This is a genomic window from Pseudonocardia sp. DxW (genome assembly GCF_058448985.1).
This window is the reverse complement of sequence record NZ_JBZFLK010000013.1, coordinates 162,292-182,911: the sequence shown is the minus strand read 5'-3', so window position 1 is coordinate 182,911 and position 20,620 is coordinate 162,292. Positions and strand designations below refer to the sequence as shown.

Here is a 20,620-nt window from a genome sequence, read left to right as displayed (position 1 = left end):
CGGAGCGCAGGAGGGTCTGCGGGTCGTCGCGCTCGGCGGCGGGCACGGCCTGCACGCCACGCTCAGCGCGCTGCGCCGGTGCCCCGACGTCGCCGACGTCACCGCGGTGGTCACCGTCGCCGACGACGGCGGGTCGTCCGGCAGGTTGCGCCGCGAGCTCGGCCTGCTGCCGCCGGGCGACCTGCGGATGGCGCTCGCCGCGCTGGCCGCCGACGACGCCGACGGCCGGTTCTGGTCCGGCCTGGTCCAGCACCGCTTCGGCGGGACCGGCGCGCTGGCCGGGCACGCCGTCGGCAACCTGCTGCTGGCGGCGCTTCTGGAACGGGACGGCGATCCGGTGCGCGCGCTGGACGCGCTCGGCGGGCTGCTCGGCTGCGCCGGGCGGGTGCTGCCGATGGCCCGGGTGCCGCTGGACATCGAGGCCGAGGTCGAGCTGGACGGCGTCGACGGCCCGCACCTGATCCGCGGCCAGGTCGCGGTCGCGTCGACGCCCGGCCGGGTGCGCCGGGTCTGGTTGCTGCCGGAGGACCCGCCGGCCTGCGACGAGGCCGTCCGCGCGGTGCTGGCCGCCGACGCCGTGCTGCTCGGCCCCGGATCGTGGTTCACCAGCGTGCTGCCGCACCTGCTGGTCCCCGGCCTGCGCGACGCGCTGCTGCGGACCGCCGCGGCCCGGATCGTGCTGCTCAACCTCAGTCCCGAGCCGGGGGAGACCGCCGGTTTCTCGCCGGAGCAGCACCTTGAAGTACTGTCCGGTCACGCGCCCGAGTTGCGGGCGCATGCCGTCCTGGCGGACATCGGGTCGGTGAGCCTTCCGGAGCGGCTGCACGCGGCCGCATCCGACCTGCTGGTCCCGGGCGGGCGGGTCTGGCTCGCGGACGTCGCCGACGACCGCGCGGCCACCCCGCGGCACGATCCGGACGCCCTCGCGGGCGCCCTGCTCGACGTGTTCCGCGCCGCCGTACCGGCGGCCGGGACGGGCGGCGGGGACGGGACACAACAGCACAGCCCGCAGCGCGGAAGGAGCCCGCAATGGCCATGACCGCCACGGTGAAGGACGAGTTGAGCCGGCTCACCGTCACCAAGCAGTCGTCACGGCGTGCCGAGGTGGCCTCGTTGCTGCGGTTCGCCGGCGGGCTGCACATCGTGGGTGGCCGCGTGGTGATCGAGGCCGAGGTCGACACCGGCTCGGTCGCCCGGCGGCTGCGGCGCGAGATCCACGAGCTCTACGGGCACACCGCGGACGCGCACGTGATCACCGCGGGCGGCCTGCGCCGCGGCGCGCGGTACGTGATCCGGGTGATCCGCGACGGCGAGGGCCTGGCCCGCCAGACCGGGCTGCTGGACAACCGCGGCCGCCCGGTGCGCGGACTCCCGCCGCCGGTCGTCTCCGGGGACCTGTCCGACGCCGAGGCGGCCTGGCGAGGCGCCTTCCTGGCGCACGGCTCGCTGACCGAGCCGGGCCGCAGCTCCGCGCTGGAGGTGACCTGCCCGGGGCCGGAGGCTGCGCTGGCGCTGGTCGGCGCGGCGCGGCGGCTGGGGGTCGCGGCGAAGGCCCGCGAGGTGCGCGGCGCGGACCGGGTCGTGGTCCGCGACGGGGACGCGATCGGTGCGCTGCTGACCAGGATGGGCGCCCACCAGAGCGTGCTCTCCTGGGAGGAGCGGCGGATGCGCCGCGAGGTCCGGGCGACCGCGAACCGGCTCGCGAACTTCGACGACGCCAACCTGCGCCGGTCCGCGCGGGCGGCGGTCGCCGCCGCGGCCCGGGTGTCGCGCGCCCTGGAGATCCTCGGTGACGAGGTGCCCGACCACCTGCGGGCGGCCGGGAGGCTGCGCGCCGAGCACACCCAGGCGTCGCTGGAGGAGCTGGGTCAACTCGCGGACCCGCCGATGACCAAGGACGCGGTGGCCGGCCGGATCCGGCGGCTGCTGCAGACCGCCGACAAGAAGGCCGCGGAGCTGGGGATCCCGGACACCGAGTCGGCGGTCACCGCGAAGATGCTCGAGGAGGAGAACGGCTGATCGCCGTGCCGGTGCGCAGGGCCGCGATCCGCGTGACCGGACGCACCACGATGGCGATCATGGTCCGAGCACCGCTCTGATCTCCCGGACCACGCGGTCCGGGGTGCGGTCGAGGTCGTGCCAGGTGAAGCGCAGCACCGTCCAGCCGGCCGCGACGAGAAGACCGAGGGATGGACCCGCGACCAGCCGTGCTCCCGGACCCGGCGCCAGAGCGCGTCGGTGGACAGCCCGCACCACCACGGTGATCACACCCCGTCACGGGAGGGCTGCGGGGGGTCGGGCATGATGCCGCCGTGACGAACCCGGGTTCCACTCTCCTCGCCGTTCATCTCGATCGATCCAGCATGCTGCGGCCGCTGCTCCCCGCACTCCGCGCCGGACTCGCCGACCTGCTCCGTGCCCAGGCCGGGCCGGACGAGCCGGAGGTCGTGCTGTCGACCGGGAACGACCTGACCCGTTCCCTCGCCGACGGCTCGCACCCGCCGGCCGTCCCGGTGCCCGCGCAGGAGGCGCTCGCGGCGCTGCCCGCGAAGCTGCGCGCGCTCGACGGGCCCGACCTGCGCACCGGCGCCCACCGGCTGCTCGACGCCGTCGGCGACGAGCTCGCCGCCCGCCCCGAGGGGGACCGGCCCGGGCGGGTCGTCGTCCTGCTCGTCGGGGAGGCCGCGGTCGGCGACACCGCCGCGGTCCGCGAGCGCATCGCCCACCAGCAGGCCGCCTACGCCTGGGAGTTCGTGCTGGTGGACGTCACCGCGGCCGGGGTGCCGGCCGGCCCGGCGGAGGAGCCGGACGCCGCCGCGGGGGAGGGCTCGGCCGTCGCCGTCAAGCAGCGCGCCGGTGGGCCCGCCGCGGCCGCCCGGTTCGGGATCCCGGCGACCGCGACGATCACCGCGGGTCCCGGCCGGGAGGGGATCACCGCCGCGCTGACCGCCGCGGCCTCGTTCGTGAGCAGGGCCAGGGCCGCCGCCCCGCGCGAGCCCGTCGAGGGCTTCACCGACGACGAGCGCGCCGCCGCCGATGCGCCCGACACCCGTCCCGGCTGGAAGAAGTTCCTGCGCATCGCCTGACCCCGTCCGCGATCCGTACCCGATCGGGTCCGGGTACGGATCGCGGCGCAGGTCACCGGGTACGCGGGGTTCGGGGCGGGCGGTCCGCCGATAGGGTGGTCGCCGAGCACGGGAGGCGGTGCTCCCCGACGGGGGAGAGCGCCGTGACCGACCTGCCGCCCCGCCGCCGGGACCCGGCGCGCCGGGGACTGGGACACCCAGACGACAGCGCACGACGAGCCCATGGAGGCACTGTGACGGTCCGCGTAGGAGTCAACGGCTTCGGCCGCATCGGCCGGAACTTCTGGCGGGCGGTGGACGCCCAGCGCGCCGCCGGCACCACGGACATCGAGATCGTCGCGGTGAACGACATCACCGACAACGCGACGCTCGCGCACCTGCTGAAGTACGACTCGATCCTCGGCAGGCTGCCCTACGAGGTCGGCACCTCGGGCGACGAGATCGTCGTCGACGGCAAGGGTTTCAAGGGGCTCGCCGTGCGCGACCCCGGCGAGCTGCCCTGGAAGGACCTGGGCGTCGACGTCGTCGTCGAGTCGACCGGTCTGTTCACCAAGCGCGACGCCGCGTCCAAGCACCTCGACGCCGGCGCGAAGAAGGTCGTCATCTCGGCCCCGGCGACCGGTGAGGACCTCACCATCGTCAAGGGCGTCAACGACGGCGACTACGACGGCTCGCAGAACATCGTCTCGAACGCGTCCTGCACCACGAACTGCCTGGCGCCGCTGGCGAAGGTCCTCGACGACCTGCTCGGGATCGAGAAGGGTCTGATGACCACGATCCACGCCTACACCGCCGACCAGAACCTGCAGGACGGCCCGCACAAGGACCTGCGCCGGGCCCGCGCCGCCGCGCTGAACATCGTCCCCACCTCGACCGGTGCGGCGAAGGCGATCTCGCTGGTCCTGCCGCACCTCAAGGGCAAGCTCGACGGCTACGCGCTGCGGGTGCCGATCCCCACCGGCTCGGCCACCGACCTGACCGTCGAGGTCCGCAAGGAGGCGAGCGCCGAGGAGATCAACGCGGCGTTCAAGGCGGCCGCCGAGGGCCCGCTGAAGGGCATCCTGAAGTACACCGAGGACCCGATCGTCTCCTCCGACATCGTCACCGACCCGCACTCGACGATCTTCGACTCGGGCCTGACCAAGGTCATCGGGAACCAGGTCAAGGTGGTCGGCTGGTACGACAACGAGTGGGGCTACTCGAACCGCCTCGTCGACATCGCCGGGCTGGTGGCGTCGAAGCTGTGAGGACCCTCGACGACCTCCTGAACGAGGGGGAGGGCGTGCAGGGCCGGACCGTGCTGGTGCGGTCCGATCTCAACGTTCCCCTCGACGACGACCGGAACATCACCGACGACGGCCGCATCCGCGCCTCGGTGCCGACGATCTCGGCGCTGTCCGGGGCCGGGGCGCTGGTCGTGGTGACCGCGCACCTGGGCCGGCCGAAGAACGGCCCGGACGAGAAGCTCTCGCTGGCCCCGGTCGCCGACCGGCTCGGTGAGCTGCTCGGCGCGCCGGTCCGGCTGGTGGAGCTCGGGAAGCCGCTGCCGAGCATGGCCGCGGGCGACGTCGTGCTGCTGGAGAACATCCGGTTCGACGCCCGGGAGACCGCCAAGGACGACGCCGAGCGCGCCGCGTTCGCCGACGAGCTGGCCGCCCTGGTGGGCGACGACGCCGCGTTCGTCTCGGACGGCTTCGGCGTGGTGCACCGCAAGCAGGCGTCGGTGTACGACGTCGCGCAGCGGCTCGATCCCTACGCGGGCGGCCTGGTGCTGTCCGAGGTCGAGGTCCTGCGGACCCTGACCGGGGATCCGGAGCGGCCGTACGCGGTCGTGCTCGGCGGCTCGAAGGTCTCCGACAAGCTGGCCGTGATCGAGGCGCTGCTGCCCGGCGTGGACACCCTGCTGGTCGGCGGCGGGATGTGCTTCACCTTCCTGGCCGCCCAGGGGCACGGCGTCGGGTCGTCGCTGCTGGAGGCCGACCAGGTCGGGACCTGCCGGACGCTGCTGGAGTCCGGCAAGATCGTCCTGCCGTCCGACGTGGTGGTCGCCGACGCGTTCTCCGCCGACGCCACCACCCGCACGGTGCCGGTCACCGGCATCGAGGACGGCTGGCTGGGCCTGGACATCGGCCCGGAGTCGGTCGCCGCGTTCGCCGACCGGATCGGCGCGGCGCGGACGATCTTCTGGAACGGCCCGATGGGCGTCTTCGAGCTGGCCCCGTTCGCCGACGGCACCCGCGGTGTGGCGCAGGCGATCGCGGACGCCACGGCGGGCGGCGCGTTCAGCGTCGTCGGCGGCGGTGACTCCGCGGCCGCGGTGCGCGCGCTGGGCATCCCCGAGGACGGCTTCTCGCACATCTCCACCGGCGGGGGTGCCTCGCTCGAGTTCCTCGAGGGCGCCACCCTCCCCGGCGTCGCGGTACTGGAGGGGGACGCATGACCCGTAAGCCGTTCATCGCCGGCAACTGGAAGATGAACCTCAACCACCTCGAGGCGATCGCGGTGGTGCAGAAGCTCGCCTTCGCGCTGCCCGAGAAGTACTTCGACCGGGTCGAGGTGGCGGTGCTGCCGCCGTTCACCGACATCCGCAGCGTGCAGACGCTGATCGACGGCGACAAGCTGAGCGTGGTGCACGGGGCGCAGGACCTGTCCCCGCACGACTCGGGCGCCTACACCGGCGACGTGTCCGGCGCGATGCTGGCGAAGCTGGGCTGCCGCTACGTGGTGGTCGGGCACTCCGAGCGCCGGGAGGTCCACGGCGAGGACGACGCCGTCGTCAACTCGAAGGTGCTGGCCGCGCTGCGGCACGGGATCACCCCGATCCTGTGCGTCGGCGAGGGCCTGGACGTCCGCGAGGCCGGCGAGCACGTGCAGCACTGCACCGACCAGCTGCGCGGCGCGCTCAAGGGGGTCACCGCCGAGCAGGCGGCCACCCTGGTGCTCGCCTACGAGCCGGTCTGGGCGATCGGCACCGGCCGGGTGGCCGGCGCGTCGGACGCCCAGGAGGTCTGTGCGGCGCTGCGGGAGACGCTGACCGAGCTGTACGGGCCGGAGGTCTCCCGCGCCGTGCGGATCCTCTACGGCGGCTCGGTGAAGTCGTCGAACGTGGCGGAGATCGTCGGCCAGGCCGACGTGGACGGCGCCCTCGTCGGCGGCGCCAGCCTGGACGCCGAGGAGTTCGCGAAGCTGTCCGCGATCGCGGCCGGCGGTCCGCTGCCCTAGGCAGGTCCGTCCGCACAGCCGTGGAGCCGTGGCCGCCGGGTGCGGGGCCACGGCTCCACGCGTTCCCGGCCACCCCGGCCGGAGGGTCCCCGCAGCGTGCGGAGTATCCTCGGCCACTCCGGCGAGCGACCAGGATTGGGAAGCGCGTGATCCTGACACTGCAGATCATCCTCATCGTGACCAGCCTTCTGCTGATCGCGCTGATCCTGCTGCAGCGCAGCAAGGGTGGGGGTCTGACCAGCCTCTTCGGCGGCGGCGTGCAGTCGAGCCTGTCCGGCTCCGCGGCCGCCGACCGCAACATGGCTCGTTACACCATCTTCGTCGGAATGATCTGGGCGATCGCCGTCGTCGGCAACGGCCTGATGCTGGCGAACGTCTGAGCGTCGCGGCGAGGAGAGGGGACGAGGGAGATGGCTGGCGGCAACGCGATCCGCGGCACCCGGGTGGGGGCCGGTCCGATGGGCGAGTCCGAGCGGGGCGAGAGTGCCGCCCGCGAGCGGATCCCCTTCTACTGTGCGAACGGCCACGTCAACAACACCTGGTTCGCCGCGGAGGCCGAGGTCCCCGAGACCTGGGACTGCCCCCGCTGCGGGCTGCCCGGCGGCCGGGACTCGGCGAACCCGCCGGCCGCCCCGCGCACCGAGCCGTACAAGACGCACCTCGCGTACGTGAAGGAACGGCGCAGCGACGCCGACGGTGAGGCCATCCTCGAGGAGGCCCTCGGTCGGCTGCGGGCGTCCCGGGAGCTCTGATCGGGCTCCCCGGGCCGCGCGCGCTCGTCCGGCGGGCCCGCCGGCGCGCCGGGCGGGTGCTCGACGACGCGCTGGCCCGGCACACCGCGAACCAGACGGCGACCCTGCGGTCCGAGCTGGCGCTGCTGCGCGAGGAGCTGGACGGCCGGGTCCGCACCGAGGTCGACCGGGTCGTCGCCGAGCTGCGCGCGGTCGAGATCCGGGACCGCCGGGACACGATCGCGGCGGGGGAGCGGGAGGCCGTCGCGAGCAGCGCCCGGTTCGCCCGGGAGCACCTGGCCGACGCGGTGCCGCTGCCGAACCCGCAGGCCACCCTGGAGCACGCGCTCCGGGCCGCCCCGACCGGCGGCACGGCGCTGGAGTTCGGCGTGTACCGCGGCGGCACCCTGCGCACCATCGCCGAGCACCGCGGCGACGGCCGGGTGCACGGTTTCGACACCTTCACCGGCCTGCCGCAGACCTGGCGCCAGGGCTTCCCGGCCGGCGCCTTCGGCGACGTCGGCGAGCTCCCGCGGGTGCCCGGCGCCGAGCTGGTGCCCGGGCTGTTCGAGGACACTCTCGACGGGTTCCTGGCGACGCATCCCGGCCCGGTCGACTTCCTGCACGTCGACTCCGACCTCTACTCGTCCGCGGTCACCGTGCTGGCCGGGGTCGGCCCGCGGTTGCGCCGCGGCAGCATCGTGCTGTTCGACGAGTTCTTCAACTTCCCGCAGTGGCAGCGCGACGAGGCCCGTGCCTGGTGGGAGTACGCCGCCGCGCACGGCGTCGGCTACAGCTACCTCTGCTACACCTACGACAACGAGCAGGTCGCCGTCCGGATCGACGAGCCGGGCGGACCGCCCCCCTCGTGATCCCGGGCACGTTCGGGATAGATTCCGAGGTCATGACCCGCTGGACGCTGCCTCCGGAACAGATCCCCTCGGCCTGGTTCAACGTCGTTCCGCACCTGCCGAGCCCGGTGCAGCCGCCGTTGCACCCGGGGACGCGGGAGCCGGTCGGCCCGGCCGACCTGGCGCCGCTGTTCCCGATGTCGCTGATCGAGCAGGAGGTCAGCGCCGAACCGTGGATCGACGTGCCGGGCGAGGTGCTCGACATCCTGCGGCTGTGGCGGCCGACGCCGCTGCAGCGGGCGGTCCGGCTGGAGCAGGCGCTGGGCACCCCGGCGCGCATCTACTTCAAGGACGAGTCGGTCTCCCCGGCCGGCAGCCACAAGCCGAACACCGCGGTGCCGCAGGCGTTCTACAACGCCCGCGAGGGCATCCGGCGGCTCACCACCGAGACCGGCGCCGGCCAGTGGGGCACCTCGCTGGCGTTCGCCGCGGCCCAGTTCGACCTGGAGCTGAAGGTCTACATGGTGCGGGCGTCGTTCGGGCAGAAGCCCTACCGGCGGATCGCCATCGAGACCTGGGGCGGCGAGGTGGTCCCGAGCCCGGTCGACGAGCCGGACCACCCGGGCTCGCTGGGTGCGGCGATCTCGGACGCGGTGCGGGACTGCGTCGGCCGCGACGACACCCACTACGCGCTCGGGTCGGTGCTCAACCACGTGCTGCTGCACCAGACCGTGGTCGGGCTGGAGGCGCGCGAGCAGCTGGGGCTGGCCGGCGAGACGCTGCCGGACATCGTGATCGGGTCCTGCGGGGGCGGCTCGAACCTGGGCGGCATCACCTTCCCGTTCGTGCCGGACGAGAGCGTGCGGCTGCTCGCCGTCGAGCCGCTGTCCTGCCCGACGCTGACCCAGGGCCGCTACGACTACGACTTCGGTGACACCGCGGGCCTGACCCCGCTGATGCCGATGTACACCCTCGGCCACGACTTCGTGCCACCGTCGATCCATGCGGGCGGCCTGCGCTACCACGGCGACTCGCCGCTGGTGTCGTCGCTGGTGAAGGACGGCCGGATGGAGGCGGCGGCGTACCCGCAGGGCAAGGTCTTCGAGGCGGCCGTGCAGTTCGCCCGGAGCGAGGGGAAGATCCCGGCCCCGGAGACCGGGCACGCGATCGCCGCCGCGATCGACGAGGCACTCGCCGCGAAGGAGACCGGGGAGGAGCGGGTCATCCTGTTCAACTACTCCGGGCACGGCTTCCTCGACCTGGCCGCGTACGACGACTACAACAACGGCCGGCTCGACGACGAGATGGGCTGATCCCACCGGTCCGTACCGCTGTGCCCGGAAGGGCCGGGCAGCGCGCCCCCTGTTCCTCTCTGTACCCCCCTGTACCCCCTGTACCGCCTGCGCGGTCGGCGCGGTCGGCGCCCGCTGCGCCCGGTGCCGGGACCCGACACGCCCGGGAAACCGCGGACCGTTCCTCCCTGCAACACAGCGGGCGAAACATGCCACCTGGTCGGGGCGGACCGAACGGAGGACGGGTGGAACTCAATGCGGGAGACACGGCGTGGGTGCTGGTCAGCGCCGCGCTGGTGATGCTGATGACGCCGGGGCTGGCGTTCTTCTACGGCGGGATGACGCGCAGCAAGTCCGTGCTGAACATGCTGATGATGAACGTGATCTGCCTGGCGGTGGTGAGCGTTCTCTGGGCGCTGTACGGCTACAGCTGGGCGTTCGGCAACGACATCGGCGGCGGCCTGCTCGGCGGCGGCGAGTTCGCCGGGCTGGCGAACACGATCGGCCAGGCGGTCGGCGTCGGCTCGGACACCGCGCCGTGGCCGGGGCCGGACGCGCTGCCCGCGCTCGCCTTCGTGATGTTCCAGCTGATGTTCGCGGTGATCACCCCGGCGCTGATCTCGGGCGCCGTCGCGGACCGCACGAAGTTCTGGGGCTGGACGGCGTTCGTCGTGCTGTGGGCGACGGTCGTGTACTTCCCGGTCGCGCACTGGGTGTTCGCGTTCGACGGCTTCACCGGCCCGGACAACGTCGGCGGCTGGATCGCGAACACCCTCGGCGCCGAGGACTTCGCCGGCGGGACCGCGGTGCACATCAACGCCGGCGCCGCGGCGCTGGCACTGGCGATCGTGCTCGGGCGCAGGCGCGGCTGGCCGCGCGAACCGATGCGCCCGCACAACCTGCCGTTCGTGCTCCTCGGGATGGCGCTGCTGTGGTTCGGCTGGTTCGGGTTCAACGCCGGCTCGGCGCTGTCCGCCGGTGACCTCGCCGCCACCGCGTTCACCAACACCATGCTGGCGACCGCGACCGCGCTGATCGGCTGGCTGATCGTCGAGCAGATCCGGGACGGGCGGCCCACCACGCTGGGCGCGGCGTCCGGCGCCGTCGCCGGGCTGGTCGCGATCACCCCGGCCTGCGGGTTCGTCCGGCCGGTCGGGGCGCTGGCGATCGGGCTGATCGCCGGTGCGGTGTGCGCGCTCGCCGTCGGGCTGAAGTACCGGTTCGGGCTCGACGACTCGCTCGACGTCGTCGGCGTCCACCTGGTCGGCGGGATCGTCGGGACCCTGCTGATCGGGTTCTTCGGCGACAACAGCGTCAACTCGGCGGCGGCCGGCGACAACGGCCTGTTCTACGGCGGCGGGCTGGTCCAGCTGGGCCGCCAGGCGCTCGCCGCCGGGGCGGTGCTCGCCTACTCGTTCGTGCTCGCGCTGCTGCTCGGCTACCTGGTGAAGGTGACCATCGGCTTCCGGGTGGACGGCGACGACGAGGTCACCGGCATCGACGAGACCGAGCACGCCGAGACCGCCTACGACTTCTCCACGCTGCGCGGCGGCACCGCGTCCGCGCGGCCGGCCGGGCAGGCCACCACCGCGCCACCGGTGGAGGCGTCGTGAAGCTGGTGACCGCGATCGTCCGGCCCTACGCGCTGGAGGACGTCCGGGCCGCGCTCGAACAGCTCGGCGTGCTGGGGATGACCATCGGCGAGGTCCGCGGCTACGGCAGGCAGAAGGGGCACACCGAGCTGTACCGGGGCGCCGAGTACGCGGTCGACCTGGTGCCGAAGATCCGGATCGACGCCGTGGTGCACGAGGAGCAGGTCGACCGGGTGGTCGGCGCGATCACCGAGGCGGCCCGCACCGGGAAGGTCGGCGACGGGAAGGTGTGGGTGCAGGCCGTCGAGACGGTCGTCCGGGTGCGGACCGGGGAACGGGGGGCGGACGCGGTGTGAGCGACGCGGTGCCGGTGGCACCCGCCGGGGCCGGGTCGCGGGGGCACACCGCCGTGCGCGCAGGCTCGGTGCCCGGCCGCCGGGGGCTCAGCGCCGGGCCGCCCGCGCCCGGCGCCGTGCCCCGGCGCCCGGGCGGCCGGTGTCCGGGGCCGTCGACCGGGCGGCGTGCGCCGCCCCGAGGTCCGCGGCGGCCGCGGCGAAGGCGGGATCGAAGAACAGGAAGCTGAGCAGCTCGGCGCCGTGCGTGAGATCGGTGTCCGGCACGGCCCCGCCGACCAGCCGTTCCAGCACCAGCAGCGGCGGGTTGCGCAGCGCCCGCAGCCCGCCGTACTCGCGGCGGCGGATCTCGGCGGCCAGCTCGGCCAGCTCGGTGGCCCGGTCCGCGGGCGGCCCGGCGAACCAGGCGCCGATCCGGGCGTGCCTGCCGTCGGCGCCCCGGTCGATCTCGGCGTTCACCGCGCGCAGCGTGCGCAGGTCCTCGGTGACCCCGGCGCCCAGCACGATCCGCAGCGCGAGCGCCGCGACCGCGTACACGTCGGGCACCCGGTCCGGCGGCGGCGCCGCGTCCGGGCACGGCGCCGCCGGCGTCGTCGCGACCACCCCGATCCGGTCGGCGCCCAGCCGCAGCGCCGGCTTCAGCGGGGTGTTCAGCCGGACCCCGCCGTCGACGTACCAGCCGGCGCCCGGGCCCTCGATCCAGCGCGGCGCGAACAGCACCGGCACCGCCGCCGACGCGAGCAGATGGTCCGGGGTCAGCCGGGTGCCGACGTAGCGGATGTCGCGGCCCGGATCGTAGGGCGGGAGCGCGACGTCCGGCCCGTGCTCGACGAACACGACCGTCCCGCCGGTCCCGGCCGCGGTGCAGGCGACCCCGACGGCGTCGACGAGCCCACCGGCGACGGCGTGGTGCAGCCGGTCCCAGTCGACGACCCGCTCGACGACCGGGCGCAGCCGGTCCGCGTCGAGCAGCCGGGTCACCCGCTCCGGCAGCCCGACGGCGCGGCGCAGCGCGGACGGGACGCCGAGCAGGTCCCCGGCGTAGGCGACACCGGCCTCCAGCGCCGACGACGGCAACGCGACCACGTCACCCGTCCGCACCGACTCCCAGCGGGCGACCAGCTCCGCCGCCGCGGCGTCCGGCCGGGTCCCGGCCAGACCGGCCAGCGCGGCCACGTTGAGCGCCCCGGCACTCGTCCCGACCAGCACCGACGGCGCCGACCAGGTCCGCTCCAGCCGGGGCAGCAGCTCGGTGAGCGCCCCCGCCTCGTAGGCGCCGCGGGCGCCGGCGCCGGCCACCACCAACCCGGTCCGTCCCGCCATCACGCGCCCCCTCGCCTCGGCCCCCCGAAGCCAGGTTACCCGCGGGTCACCCCTCGTAGGCGGCCCGCAGCGCGGCCGTGTCCAGCTTGCCGTGGGTGGCGTAGAGGACCTTCGCGACGCGCCCCGCGGCGTCGGGGTCCGGGCCGTTCAGCCAGCCCAGCAGGCCCGGCGGCACGATCTGCCAGGAGAAGCCGAAGCGGTCCTTCAGCCAGCCGCAGGGCTGCGTCGTGCCGCCCTGCACCAGCGAGTCGTAGAAGTGGTCCACCTCGTCGGCGGTGTCGCAGTGCACCTCCAGCGAGACCGCCTCGCTGAAGGTGAACCCGGGACCGCCGTCGAGCGCGGTGTAGCGCTGCCCGCCCAGCCGGAACGACACGGTGAGCACCTGCCCCTCCCGCTCCGGGATCTCGGGGCCGTAGTGGGTGATCTCGTCGATGCCGGAGTCCGGGAACACCGACGTGTAGAACCGGGCGGCCTCCTCGGCCCGTCCGTCGAACCAGAGGCAGGGTGTGATCGTCCGCATCGCGGGTCCCTTCGGCCGGGGGCGCCGACCGCCGGCGCCCCGTACCGTCACCGACCGGGGGCGGCCCGGGAACTCATCGGCCGGCCGGCCCCGGATCCCCGGCGCGCGGCACCGGGCGGACGTGCGCGGCCGCCGCGGTGGCCCGGTCGCGGGCGGTGGCGACGTCGTCGGCGGCGGCGACCGCGACGCCCATCCGGCGCCGCTCACCGGCCGTCGGCTTCCCGAACAGCCGCAGGTCGGCGCCCGGGACGGCGAGCGCCTCGGCGACGCCCTCGTAGTCCGGCGCGGTCAGCTCCTGCCCGCCGTAGACGACCGCGGACGCGCCGGGGGAGCGCAGCGAGGTGTCCACCGGCAGCCCGAGCACGGCGCGCGCGTGCAGCTCGAACTCGCTGAGCCGCTGGGTCGCGAGGGTGACCAGGCCGGTGTCGTGCGGCCGCGGGCTGACCTCGGAGAACAGCACCTCGTCGCCGCGGACGAACAGCTCCACCCCGAACAGGCCGCGCCCGCCCAGCGCCTCGGTGATCCGGCCGGCGACGTCCTGCGCGGCCGCCAGCGCGGCGGGCGACATCGGCTGCGGCTGCCACGACTCGACGTAGTCGCCGTTCTCCTGGCGGTGCCCGACCGGCTCGCAGAACGCGGTGCCGCCGGCGTGCCGCACGGTGAGCAGGGTGATCTCGTAGTCGAACTCGACGAAGCCCTCGACGATCACCCGCGGGTTCGACACCCGGCCGGCGGTGCGGGCGTGCTCCCAGGCGGCCTCGGCGTCCCCGGCGTCCTTGAGCACCGACTGGCCCTTGCCCGACGACGACATCACCGGCTTGAGCACGCACGGCAGCCCGACCCGGCCGATCGCCGCCCGGACCTCGTCCAGGGTGTCGGCGAACGCGTACGGCGACGTCGGCAGCCCCAGCTCCTCGGCGGCCAGCCGCCGGATGCCCTCCCGGTCCATGGTCAGCTTCGCCGCCCGCGCCGTCGGCACCACGGTCGTCCCGGCGGCCTCGATCTCGACCAGCGCGTTCGTCGCGATCGCCTCGATCTCCGGGATGACCAGGTCCGGCGCCTCCTGCTCGATCAGCGTCGCCAGGGTGACCGGGTCGGTCATGTCGATCGCGTGCCAGCGGTGCGCGACCTGGTGCGCGGGGGCGTGCGGGTAGCGGTCGACGGCGACGACCTCGACACCGAGCCGCTGGAAGGCGATCGCCACCTCCTTGCCGAGCTCACCCGAGCCGAGCAGCAGCACGCGGGTGGGATCCGGGCCGAGCGGGGTGCCGATACGCATGGCCCCGGACCCTAACCGGGGTCGTCCGGCGCGCCGCCAGGGAACGGGCGCGAGGTCACACGTCCGGTTCATCCAGCGGCCGGCAGCCGCGCCGGATCAGGAGACCCGCGGCAGGAACCCGTCCGGCAGCTTCCCGGCCGCCGCGGCGTCGAGCAGCCAGCGGGTCCGCTCGGTCCCGCGGGCCCCGCCGACCGGCAGCTCGGTCTCCGGGGTCCCGGTCAGCGCACCCGCCACCGCGGGAGCCTTCCCGGCGCCCGCCGCGACCACCCACACCTCGCGGGACCGCCGGGCCGCGGCCAGGGTCAGCGAGATCCGGGTCGGCGGCGGCTTCGGGCAGTCGAACACCCCGACGACGGTGGCGGCCTGCTCGTGCACCGCGGGGGAGTCCGGGAACACCGACAGCGTGTGCCCCTCCTCGCCCATGCCGACCAGCGTCACGTCGAACGCCGGGATGCCGTCCTCCTCCGGGCGGGCCAGGTCCGCGAGCAGCCGCGCGTAGTCGGCGGCCGCCCGCACCGCGTCGTCGGCCGAACCGCCACCGGCCGGCGCGGCCGGCATCGGATGCACCCGGGCCGGGTCCAGCGCCACCCCGTCGAGCAGCGCCTCCCGGGCCTGGAGCTCGTTGCGCTCCGGATCGTCGGCGGGCACGAACCGCTCGTCGCCCCAGAACACGTCCACCGCCGACCAGTCGACGGCGTCCCGCCCGGGGGACGCGGCGACCTCCCGCAACAGCTGGATGCCGACCCCGCCGCCGGTCAGCACGACCCGCGGCACGGTCCCGCGGGACTGGACGTCGGCCAGCGCCGTCAGCAACCGGGCCGCGGTCGCCGCGGCCAGCACCGCCGCGTCCGGATGGACGACGACCTGGATCTTCTCGCTCGGGGACACGCTCGCACCTGCCGGCATCTCAGACCTTCACGGGGGTTCGGCCGCGCGTCACCAGGGACACACCGGCCAGGGCTTCCTGGTACACCTCGTCCGGATCGAGCCGGCGCAGCTCCTCGGCCAGGCAGTCCGACACCTCGCGGCGGGCCAGCGCGATCAGCCGCTCCGGCTGGCCGGGCTGGGTCAGCCGGGCGGTGCGGCCGTCCGGCCGGGCCAGCTCCACGTCACCCGACGGCCGGTTCAGCCGGATCATCGACAGGCCGTTCTCCTGCGCCGACGGGGACCGCTTCACCTTCACCCCGAGCGCCGACGCCAGCCAGCCCGCCATCAGCTCGGTCGACGGCGACACCGCCTCCCCGGCGACCACCGCGCCCGTCACCTCGTCGTGCGGCGGGACGTCCAGCGCCGCCGCCAGCTGCGCCCGCCAGTGCGTCAGCCGGGTCCAGGTCAGGTCGGTGTCCCCGGGCGCGTGGTCCCGGCGGCGCTGCTCGAACGCCTTCGTCGGGTTCTTCGACGACAGCGCGTCGGTGATCCGCCGCTGGGCCAGCCTGCCCACCGCGTCCTCCGACGGGCTGGCCGGCGCCTCACCCGGCCACCACGCCACCACCGGCGCGTCGGGCAGCAGCAGCGGCATCACCATGCCGGCGCCCGCGTCCTCCGCGGCCAGCGCGCCGTAGCCGCGCAGCACGATCACCTCGCTCGCGCCGGCGTCGCCGCCGACCCGGATCTGGGCGTCCAGCCGGGCCGCCGCCCGGCGCTGGCCGCGGGCCAGCACGATCACCCGGCACGGGTGCTCCCGGCTCGCCGAGTTCGCGGCGTCGACCGCCCGCTCCAGGCCCGGCCCGTCGTCGGTCACGACGACCAGCGTGAGCACCCGGCCGAGCGCGAACACCCCGCCGGACTCGCGCAGCTCGACGAGCTTGCGGTTCACCGCCGAGGTGTTGCTCGACGGCAGATCGATGATCATGACGAGACCCCTCGTGGGTGGGAGACGGGGTGGGGGAGGACGAGATGGGGGCGGAGGACGCTCACGGGCTGTGCTGATGCGGCCGTTCGCGGGCTCACGGGCTGTGCTGATGCGGCTGTTCGCGGGCTCACGGCCGGCGCCAGTGTCGGCCGGTCCGCGCCAGCATCTCCGCCGACGAGTCCGGGCCCCAGGACCCGGCCGGGTAGCCGTCCGGCCCCTCCGCGGAGTCCGCCCAGAACTCGATCACCGGGTCGAGGATCTCCCAGGACCGCTCGACCTCCTCGTTCACCGGGAACAGCGACGGCTCGCCGAGCAGCACGTCCAGGATCAGCCGCTCGTAGGCCTCCGGGGACGACTCGGTGAAGGCGTTGCCGTAGCCGAAGTCCATCGTGACGTCGCGGACCTCCATCTGGTTGCCCGGCACCTTCGAGCCGAACCGCATCGTCACCCCCTCGTCCGGCTGCACCCGGATCACCAGGGCGTTCTGCCCCAGCTCCTCGGTCATCGTGGCGTCGAACGGCAGGTGCGGCGCGCGCTTGAACACCACCGCGATCTCGGTGACCCGGCGGCCCAGCCGCTTGCCGGTGCGCAGGTAGAACGGCACCCCGGCCCAGCGCCGGTTCTCCACCTCGTAGGTGATCGCGGCGAACGTCTCGGTGGTGGACCTCGGATCGAAGCCTTCCTCCTCCTTCAGCCCCGGCACCTGCTCGCCGCCCTGCCAGCCGCCCTCGTACTGGCCGCGGGCGGTGGTCTCCTCCAGCGGCAGCGCAAGCTTGACCGCCTTCAGCACCTTGATCTTCTCGGCCCGCAGCTCGTCCGACGAGAACGACGTCGGCTCCTCCATCGCGGTGAAGGCGAGCAGCTGCAGCAGGTGGTTCTGGATGACGTCGCGGGCCGCGCCGATCCCGTCGTAGTAGCCGGCGCGCCCGCCCAGCCCGATGTCCTCGGCCATCGTGATCTGCACGTGGTCGACGTAGTTGGCGTTCCAGATCGGCTCGAACAGCTGGTTGGCGAAGCGCAGCGCCAGCACGTTCTGCACGGTCTCCTTGCCGAGGTAGTGGTCGATCCGGAAGACCGAGTCCTCGGGGAACACCTCGTTGACGATCGCGTTCAGCTCCTTGGCCGACGCCAGGTCGTGCCCGAACGGCTTCTCGATCACCACCCGGCGCCACACGTCCGGGTCCTCCTGCGCGGACAGCCCGGAGCGGGCCAGCTGCTTGCACACCACCGGGAACGCGCTCGGCGGGATCGACAGGTAGAACGCGTGGTTTCCGCCGGTGCCGCGCTTCTCGTCCAGCTCGCGGACGGTGCGTTCGAGCTCGTCGAACGCGGCGTCGTCGTCGAAGGAACCCTGCACGAACCGCAGCCCCTCGGCGAGGCGGTCCCAGACCTCCTGCCGGAACGGGGTGCGCGCGTGCTGGCGGACCGCGTCGTGCACGACCCGCCCGAAGTCCTCGGTGTCCCAGTCCCGCCGGGCGAACCCGGTGAGCGCGAAACCCGGCGGGAGCAGGCCGCGGTTCGCCAGGTCGTAGATCGCGGGCATCAGCTTCTTGCGGGACAGGTCCCCGGTCACCCCGAAGATCACCAGGCCGCAGGGGCCGGCGATCCGGGGGAGGCGCTTGTCGCGGGGATCGCGCAGCGGGTTGGTACGGCCGCCGTTCGCGGTGGGCATCGCCCCTCCTGATGTGGGTACTCGACGGCTGGTCGCCGGGCTGGTCGGGATCAGTGGTCCGGCCGGGTCTCGACGGCACGGGCGAGTGTGACGAGGCCGGTCAGCCGGTCGGTCAGGTGCAGCCGCAGTACGGGGCGCCCCCGGCTGCGCTGCTCGCGGACGACCGCTCGGGCCTGTGCCGCGTGCAGGCTATCCAGTCCGGACGGTTCCGGCGCGGTACCCGCGCCGAACGGGTCATCCGGAGCAGCACCCGATCCGTCGGGATCGAGCCCGCCGCCGGTGAGGTGGCAGTGCACCGCCCGGTCCGGCCCGCCGGTGTCGCCGCTGCGGCAGCCCGGGGCCCAGCCGAACGCGACCGGCAGCCCGGTCCGCCCCGCGAGCGGGCCGCGCAGCACCGCGACCGACGCGTCGGACTCCGGATCCAGCCAGGCGGACACCGCCAGGTGACCGCCGTCGTCCGCGACCGCGGCCAGCGCGTCCAGCGCACCGGCGACGGTGTCCACACCGGACGGCAGCCAGCCGTCGGCGTGCACCGCGATCCCGCCGTCGACGAACGCCGGCGGGTCCTCCGGCTCGCCCGGATCGGGGGCGGGCAGGCCCGGCGCGAACGGGTCGGTCCGCCGCGCCCGCGCCGCCAGCGCCGCCGCGACCTGCCACAGCACGATCGTGGCTCCGGGCGGGGCGTCGGTGCGGACCGCCCCGCGCCCGGGCGAGGGCGCCGGGCCGGTGCCGTCGGCGTGCACGTCGACCACCGGCGGCGGCGCGGCCGGGTCGGCGACCTGCGGGGCCGGGACGGGCGCGTCGGGACCGGTCGGGACGGCGGCCAGCCCGGCCGCGGTGAGCAGCGGCGCGAGCCACGCGGTCAGCGCGGGCGAGCGGTCGTCGTCGCGCAGCGCCAGCACCGAACCGCCGGCCGCGGCGAGCGCCCCGGCGAGCAGCAGTGCCGGGTTCTCCGGGTCGTCCTCGCCGAGCGTGGCGGCCGCCGGGACGGCCGTCGCCAGCAGCCCGGCGACGTCGGCACCGGCCAGACCGGCCGGGACCAGCCCGAGCGGGCCCAGCGCGCCGAACCGGGCCGGGACGTCCGCGTCCAGGGTCACCACCGTGACGCCGGCGCCGGGCGTGTCCAGCGGCGAACCGGGTTCGGTGAGGTGCACGGTGCGGCCGGTGAGGGCGTCCGCGCCGATCTCGTCGGCGAGCACCGACACCACCGCGTGCCGGACGGCGCCGACCACCGGATCGTCACCGGCCGGATCGGCGACCACGAGCACCGTCTCCGCAGGCTCCCGGGACAGCGCCTCGGCGACCTGCACCGGATCGGCGGAGTCCAGCGCGGTCAGCCGGGTGGTGTCCGGGGAGCCCGCGGCGACCAGCCGGGCCACCGCGACCGCGTCCGGCGTGCCGACCAGCAGCACCCGGTGCGCGCCGAGGACCGCGAACCGCTCGCGCAGCGCCGCGATCTGCCCGGTCAGCGGGCGGGACGCCCGGGCCAGCCCGGTCCAGCCGGTGCCGGAGCCGGGCACGGCCGGCCACACACTCGGATCGCCGTCGGCCACCCGGGACGCGACCGTCTCCTCCGCCAGGTCGCCGGCGATCCGGCGGGCCGCGGTCGAGAACGGCTCCCCGGCCAGCACCACCCGGACCGGGGCGGCCGGTGCCGGTACGGAACCGCCGGCGGCGGCGGAGCCGAGATCGGCCCCGTCGCCGCCGGGCGTGTCGGCCACCGGCTACCTGGCGGCGTCGAGCTGCGAGCGGACCGTGTCCTGCAGCTCGGTCCACGACTTCTCGAACTTGTCCACGCCCTCGTTCTCCAGGACGAGGTAGACGTCGTCGAGGTCGATGCCGACGCCCTCCAGGTCGGTGAAGACCTGCTGCGCGGCACCGGCGGTGTCGGTCACCTTGTCGCCGTCGACCTCACCGTGGTCGGCGAACGCCTCCAGGGTCTTCTCCGGCATCGTGTTGACGGTGTTGTCCACCACCAGCTCGGAGACGTAGAGGGTGTCCGGGTAGTCCGGGTTCTTCACCCCGGTGGACGCCCACAGCGGACGCTGCGCGTGCGCGCCCTTCGCCGCGAGCGCGTCCCAGCGGGCGCCGGAGAACGCGTCCCGGTAGGCCGCGTAGGCCAGCCGGGAGTTCGCGACCGCCGCCTTCCCGCGCAGCGCCAGCGCCTCGTCGCCGCCGGCCGCCTCCAGCCTGCCGTCGATCTCGGAGTCCACCCGGGACACGAAGAACGAGCCCACCGAGTGGATCGAGGCCAGGTCCTGGCCGTTCCCGACGGCCTGCTCCAGCCCGGTCAGGTACGCGTCCATGACGGCCTTGTACCGCTCCACCGAGAAGATCAGCGTGACGTTGACGCTGATCCCCTCCGCGGTGGCCCGGGTGATCGCGGGCAGGCCCGCCTCGGTCGCCGGGATCTTCACCAGCAGGTTCGGCCGGTCGACCGCCTTCCACAGGTCCAGCGCCTGGGCGACGGTCTTCTCGGTGTCGTGCGCCAGGCGCGGGTCGACCTCGAGCGACACCCGCCCGTCGACGCCGCCGGTGCGCTCCCAGACCCCGGAGAACACGTCGCAGGCCTGCTGCACGTCGGCGACGGTGATCTCGCGGATCGCCGAGTCGACGTCCGCGCCGCGGGCCGCGAGCTCGCGGACCTGCTCGTCGTAGGCGGCGCCGTCGGACAGCGCGCCCGCGAAGATCGTCGGATTGGTGGTGACCCCGACGACGTGCTTGTCCTCGATCAGCTCCGCGAGGTTCCCGCTGGTCAGCCGCTCCCGGGACAGGTCGTCGAGCCAGATGGACACACCCGCCGCGGAGAGCGCGGCGAGACGATCGTTGCTCATGGTTGTCTCCTTG

Annotated in this window: 20 protein-coding genes; 12 read left to right on the top strand and 8 right to left on the bottom strand. The window is 74.6% G+C overall.

What is annotated here, in order from left to right:
* The first annotated feature begins 16 nt into the window (after window positions 1-16).
* The 12 genes from ACVJO7_RS21210 (at window position 17) to ACVJO7_RS21155 (ending at window position 11,130) form a co-directional block, all read left to right on the top strand.
* Entirely contained in the window at window positions 17-1,039 is a 1,023-nt protein-coding gene (locus tag ACVJO7_RS21210) for a gluconeogenesis factor YvcK family protein (RefSeq protein ID WP_491674344.1), read from the top strand.
* Entirely contained in the window at window positions 1,030-2,019 is a 990-nt protein-coding gene (gene whiA, locus ACVJO7_RS21205) for a DNA-binding protein WhiA (RefSeq protein ID WP_491674319.1), read from the top strand. The genes ACVJO7_RS21210 and whiA overlap by 10 nt, the downstream gene beginning before the upstream one ends.
* 293 nt (window positions 2,020-2,312) lie before the next feature.
* Complete coding sequence (locus ACVJO7_RS21200; RefSeq protein WP_491674318.1) at window positions 2,313-3,086, top strand: hypothetical protein; 774 nt, start codon at window positions 2,313-2,315, stop codon at window positions 3,084-3,086.
* 233 nt (window positions 3,087-3,319) lie between these two features.
* Complete coding sequence (gene gap / locus ACVJO7_RS21195; protein WP_344028402.1) at window positions 3,320-4,333, top strand: type I glyceraldehyde-3-phosphate dehydrogenase; 1,014 nt, start codon at window positions 3,320-3,322, stop codon at window positions 4,331-4,333.
* Window positions 4,330-5,526, top strand: a complete 1,197-nt coding sequence (locus tag ACVJO7_RS21190; RefSeq protein WP_344028404.1) for a phosphoglycerate kinase — start codon at window positions 4,330-4,332, stop codon at window positions 5,524-5,526. Before gap ends, ACVJO7_RS21190 begins: the two co-directional genes overlap by 4 nt.
* The gene (tpiA, locus tag ACVJO7_RS21185; protein WP_491674317.1) at window positions 5,523-6,308 is read left to right on the top strand and encodes a triose-phosphate isomerase; all 786 of its coding nucleotides are present in this window, start codon (window positions 5,523-5,525) and stop codon (window positions 6,306-6,308) included. Before ACVJO7_RS21190 ends, tpiA begins: the two co-directional genes overlap by 4 nt.
* A 146-nt stretch (window positions 6,309-6,454) precedes the next feature.
* Window positions 6,455-6,688, top strand: a complete 234-nt coding sequence (gene secG, locus ACVJO7_RS21180; protein ID WP_344028409.1) for a preprotein translocase subunit SecG — start codon at window positions 6,455-6,457, stop codon at window positions 6,686-6,688.
* 30 nt (window positions 6,689-6,718) lie between these two features.
* Window positions 6,719-7,060: an RNA polymerase-binding protein RbpA gene (locus tag ACVJO7_RS21175; protein WP_491674316.1), complete on the top strand. Its 342-nt coding sequence runs from the start codon at window positions 6,719-6,721 to the stop codon at window positions 7,058-7,060.
* Between the two features lie 56 nt (window positions 7,061-7,116).
* Window positions 7,117-7,911: a class I SAM-dependent methyltransferase gene (locus ACVJO7_RS21170; protein ID WP_491674315.1), complete on the top strand. Its 795-nt coding sequence runs from the start codon at window positions 7,117-7,119 to the stop codon at window positions 7,909-7,911.
* 32 nt (window positions 7,912-7,943) lie between these two features.
* Window positions 7,944-9,203 (top strand): TrpB-like pyridoxal phosphate-dependent enzyme, encoded by a 1,260-nt coding sequence (locus tag ACVJO7_RS21165; RefSeq protein WP_491674314.1) that lies wholly within the window; start codon window positions 7,944-7,946, stop codon window positions 9,201-9,203.
* 278 nt (window positions 9,204-9,481) lie between these two features.
* Complete coding sequence (locus ACVJO7_RS21160; protein WP_491674343.1) at window positions 9,482-10,795, top strand: ammonium transporter; 1,314 nt, start codon at window positions 9,482-9,484, stop codon at window positions 10,793-10,795.
* The gene (locus ACVJO7_RS21155; protein WP_491674313.1) at window positions 10,792-11,130 is read left to right on the top strand and encodes a P-II family nitrogen regulator; all 339 of its coding nucleotides are present in this window, start codon (window positions 10,792-10,794) and stop codon (window positions 11,128-11,130) included. The genes ACVJO7_RS21160 and ACVJO7_RS21155 overlap by 4 nt, the downstream gene beginning before the upstream one ends.
* Before the next feature lie 87 nt (window positions 11,131-11,217).
* Here the strand turns inward: ACVJO7_RS21155 and ACVJO7_RS21150 are convergent, their stop codons facing one another.
* From ACVJO7_RS21150 to tal, 8 genes are all read right to left on the bottom strand, one after another.
* A complete protein-coding gene (locus tag ACVJO7_RS21150; RefSeq protein ID WP_491674312.1) occupies window positions 11,218-12,450 on the bottom strand; it encodes a patatin-like phospholipase family protein in 1,233 nt (410 codons plus the stop codon).
* A 46-nt stretch (window positions 12,451-12,496) separates the two neighbouring features.
* Window positions 12,497-12,970: a VOC family protein gene (locus ACVJO7_RS21145; RefSeq protein WP_491674311.1), complete on the bottom strand. Its 474-nt coding sequence runs from the start codon at window positions 12,968-12,970 to the stop codon at window positions 12,497-12,499.
* Window positions 12,971-13,043: 73 nt separating this feature from the next.
* Window positions 13,044-14,249 carry a formate-dependent phosphoribosylglycinamide formyltransferase gene (gene purT, locus ACVJO7_RS21140; RefSeq protein WP_344030153.1) on the bottom strand — a complete coding sequence of 402 codons (1,206 nt, stop codon included), beginning with the start codon at window positions 14,247-14,249 and terminating at the stop codon, window positions 13,044-13,046.
* Between the two features lie 96 nt (window positions 14,250-14,345).
* Entirely contained in the window at window positions 14,346-15,155 is an 810-nt protein-coding gene (gene pgl / locus ACVJO7_RS21135; protein WP_425563700.1) for a 6-phosphogluconolactonase, read from the bottom strand.
* 1 nt (window position 15,156) lies between these two features.
* On the bottom strand, window positions 15,157-16,101 hold the full coding sequence (gene opcA, locus ACVJO7_RS21130) for a glucose-6-phosphate dehydrogenase assembly protein OpcA (protein ID WP_491674310.1): 945 nt from the start codon (window positions 16,099-16,101) through the stop codon (window positions 15,157-15,159).
* A gap of 127 nt (window positions 16,102-16,228) precedes the next feature.
* Window positions 16,229-17,773 (bottom strand): glucose-6-phosphate dehydrogenase, encoded by a 1,545-nt coding sequence (gene zwf / locus ACVJO7_RS21125; protein WP_344030147.1) that lies wholly within the window; start codon window positions 17,771-17,773, stop codon window positions 16,229-16,231.
* Window positions 17,774-17,823: 50 nt separating this feature from the next.
* The gene (locus ACVJO7_RS21120) at window positions 17,824-19,494 is read right to left on the bottom strand and encodes a hypothetical protein (protein ID WP_344030144.1); all 1,671 of its coding nucleotides are present in this window, start codon (window positions 19,492-19,494) and stop codon (window positions 17,824-17,826) included.
* Between the two features lie 3 nt (window positions 19,495-19,497).
* The gene (tal, locus tag ACVJO7_RS21115; protein WP_344030141.1) at window positions 19,498-20,607 is read right to left on the bottom strand and encodes a transaldolase; all 1,110 of its coding nucleotides are present in this window, start codon (window positions 20,605-20,607) and stop codon (window positions 19,498-19,500) included.
* Window positions 20,608-20,620 lie beyond the last annotated feature (13 nt).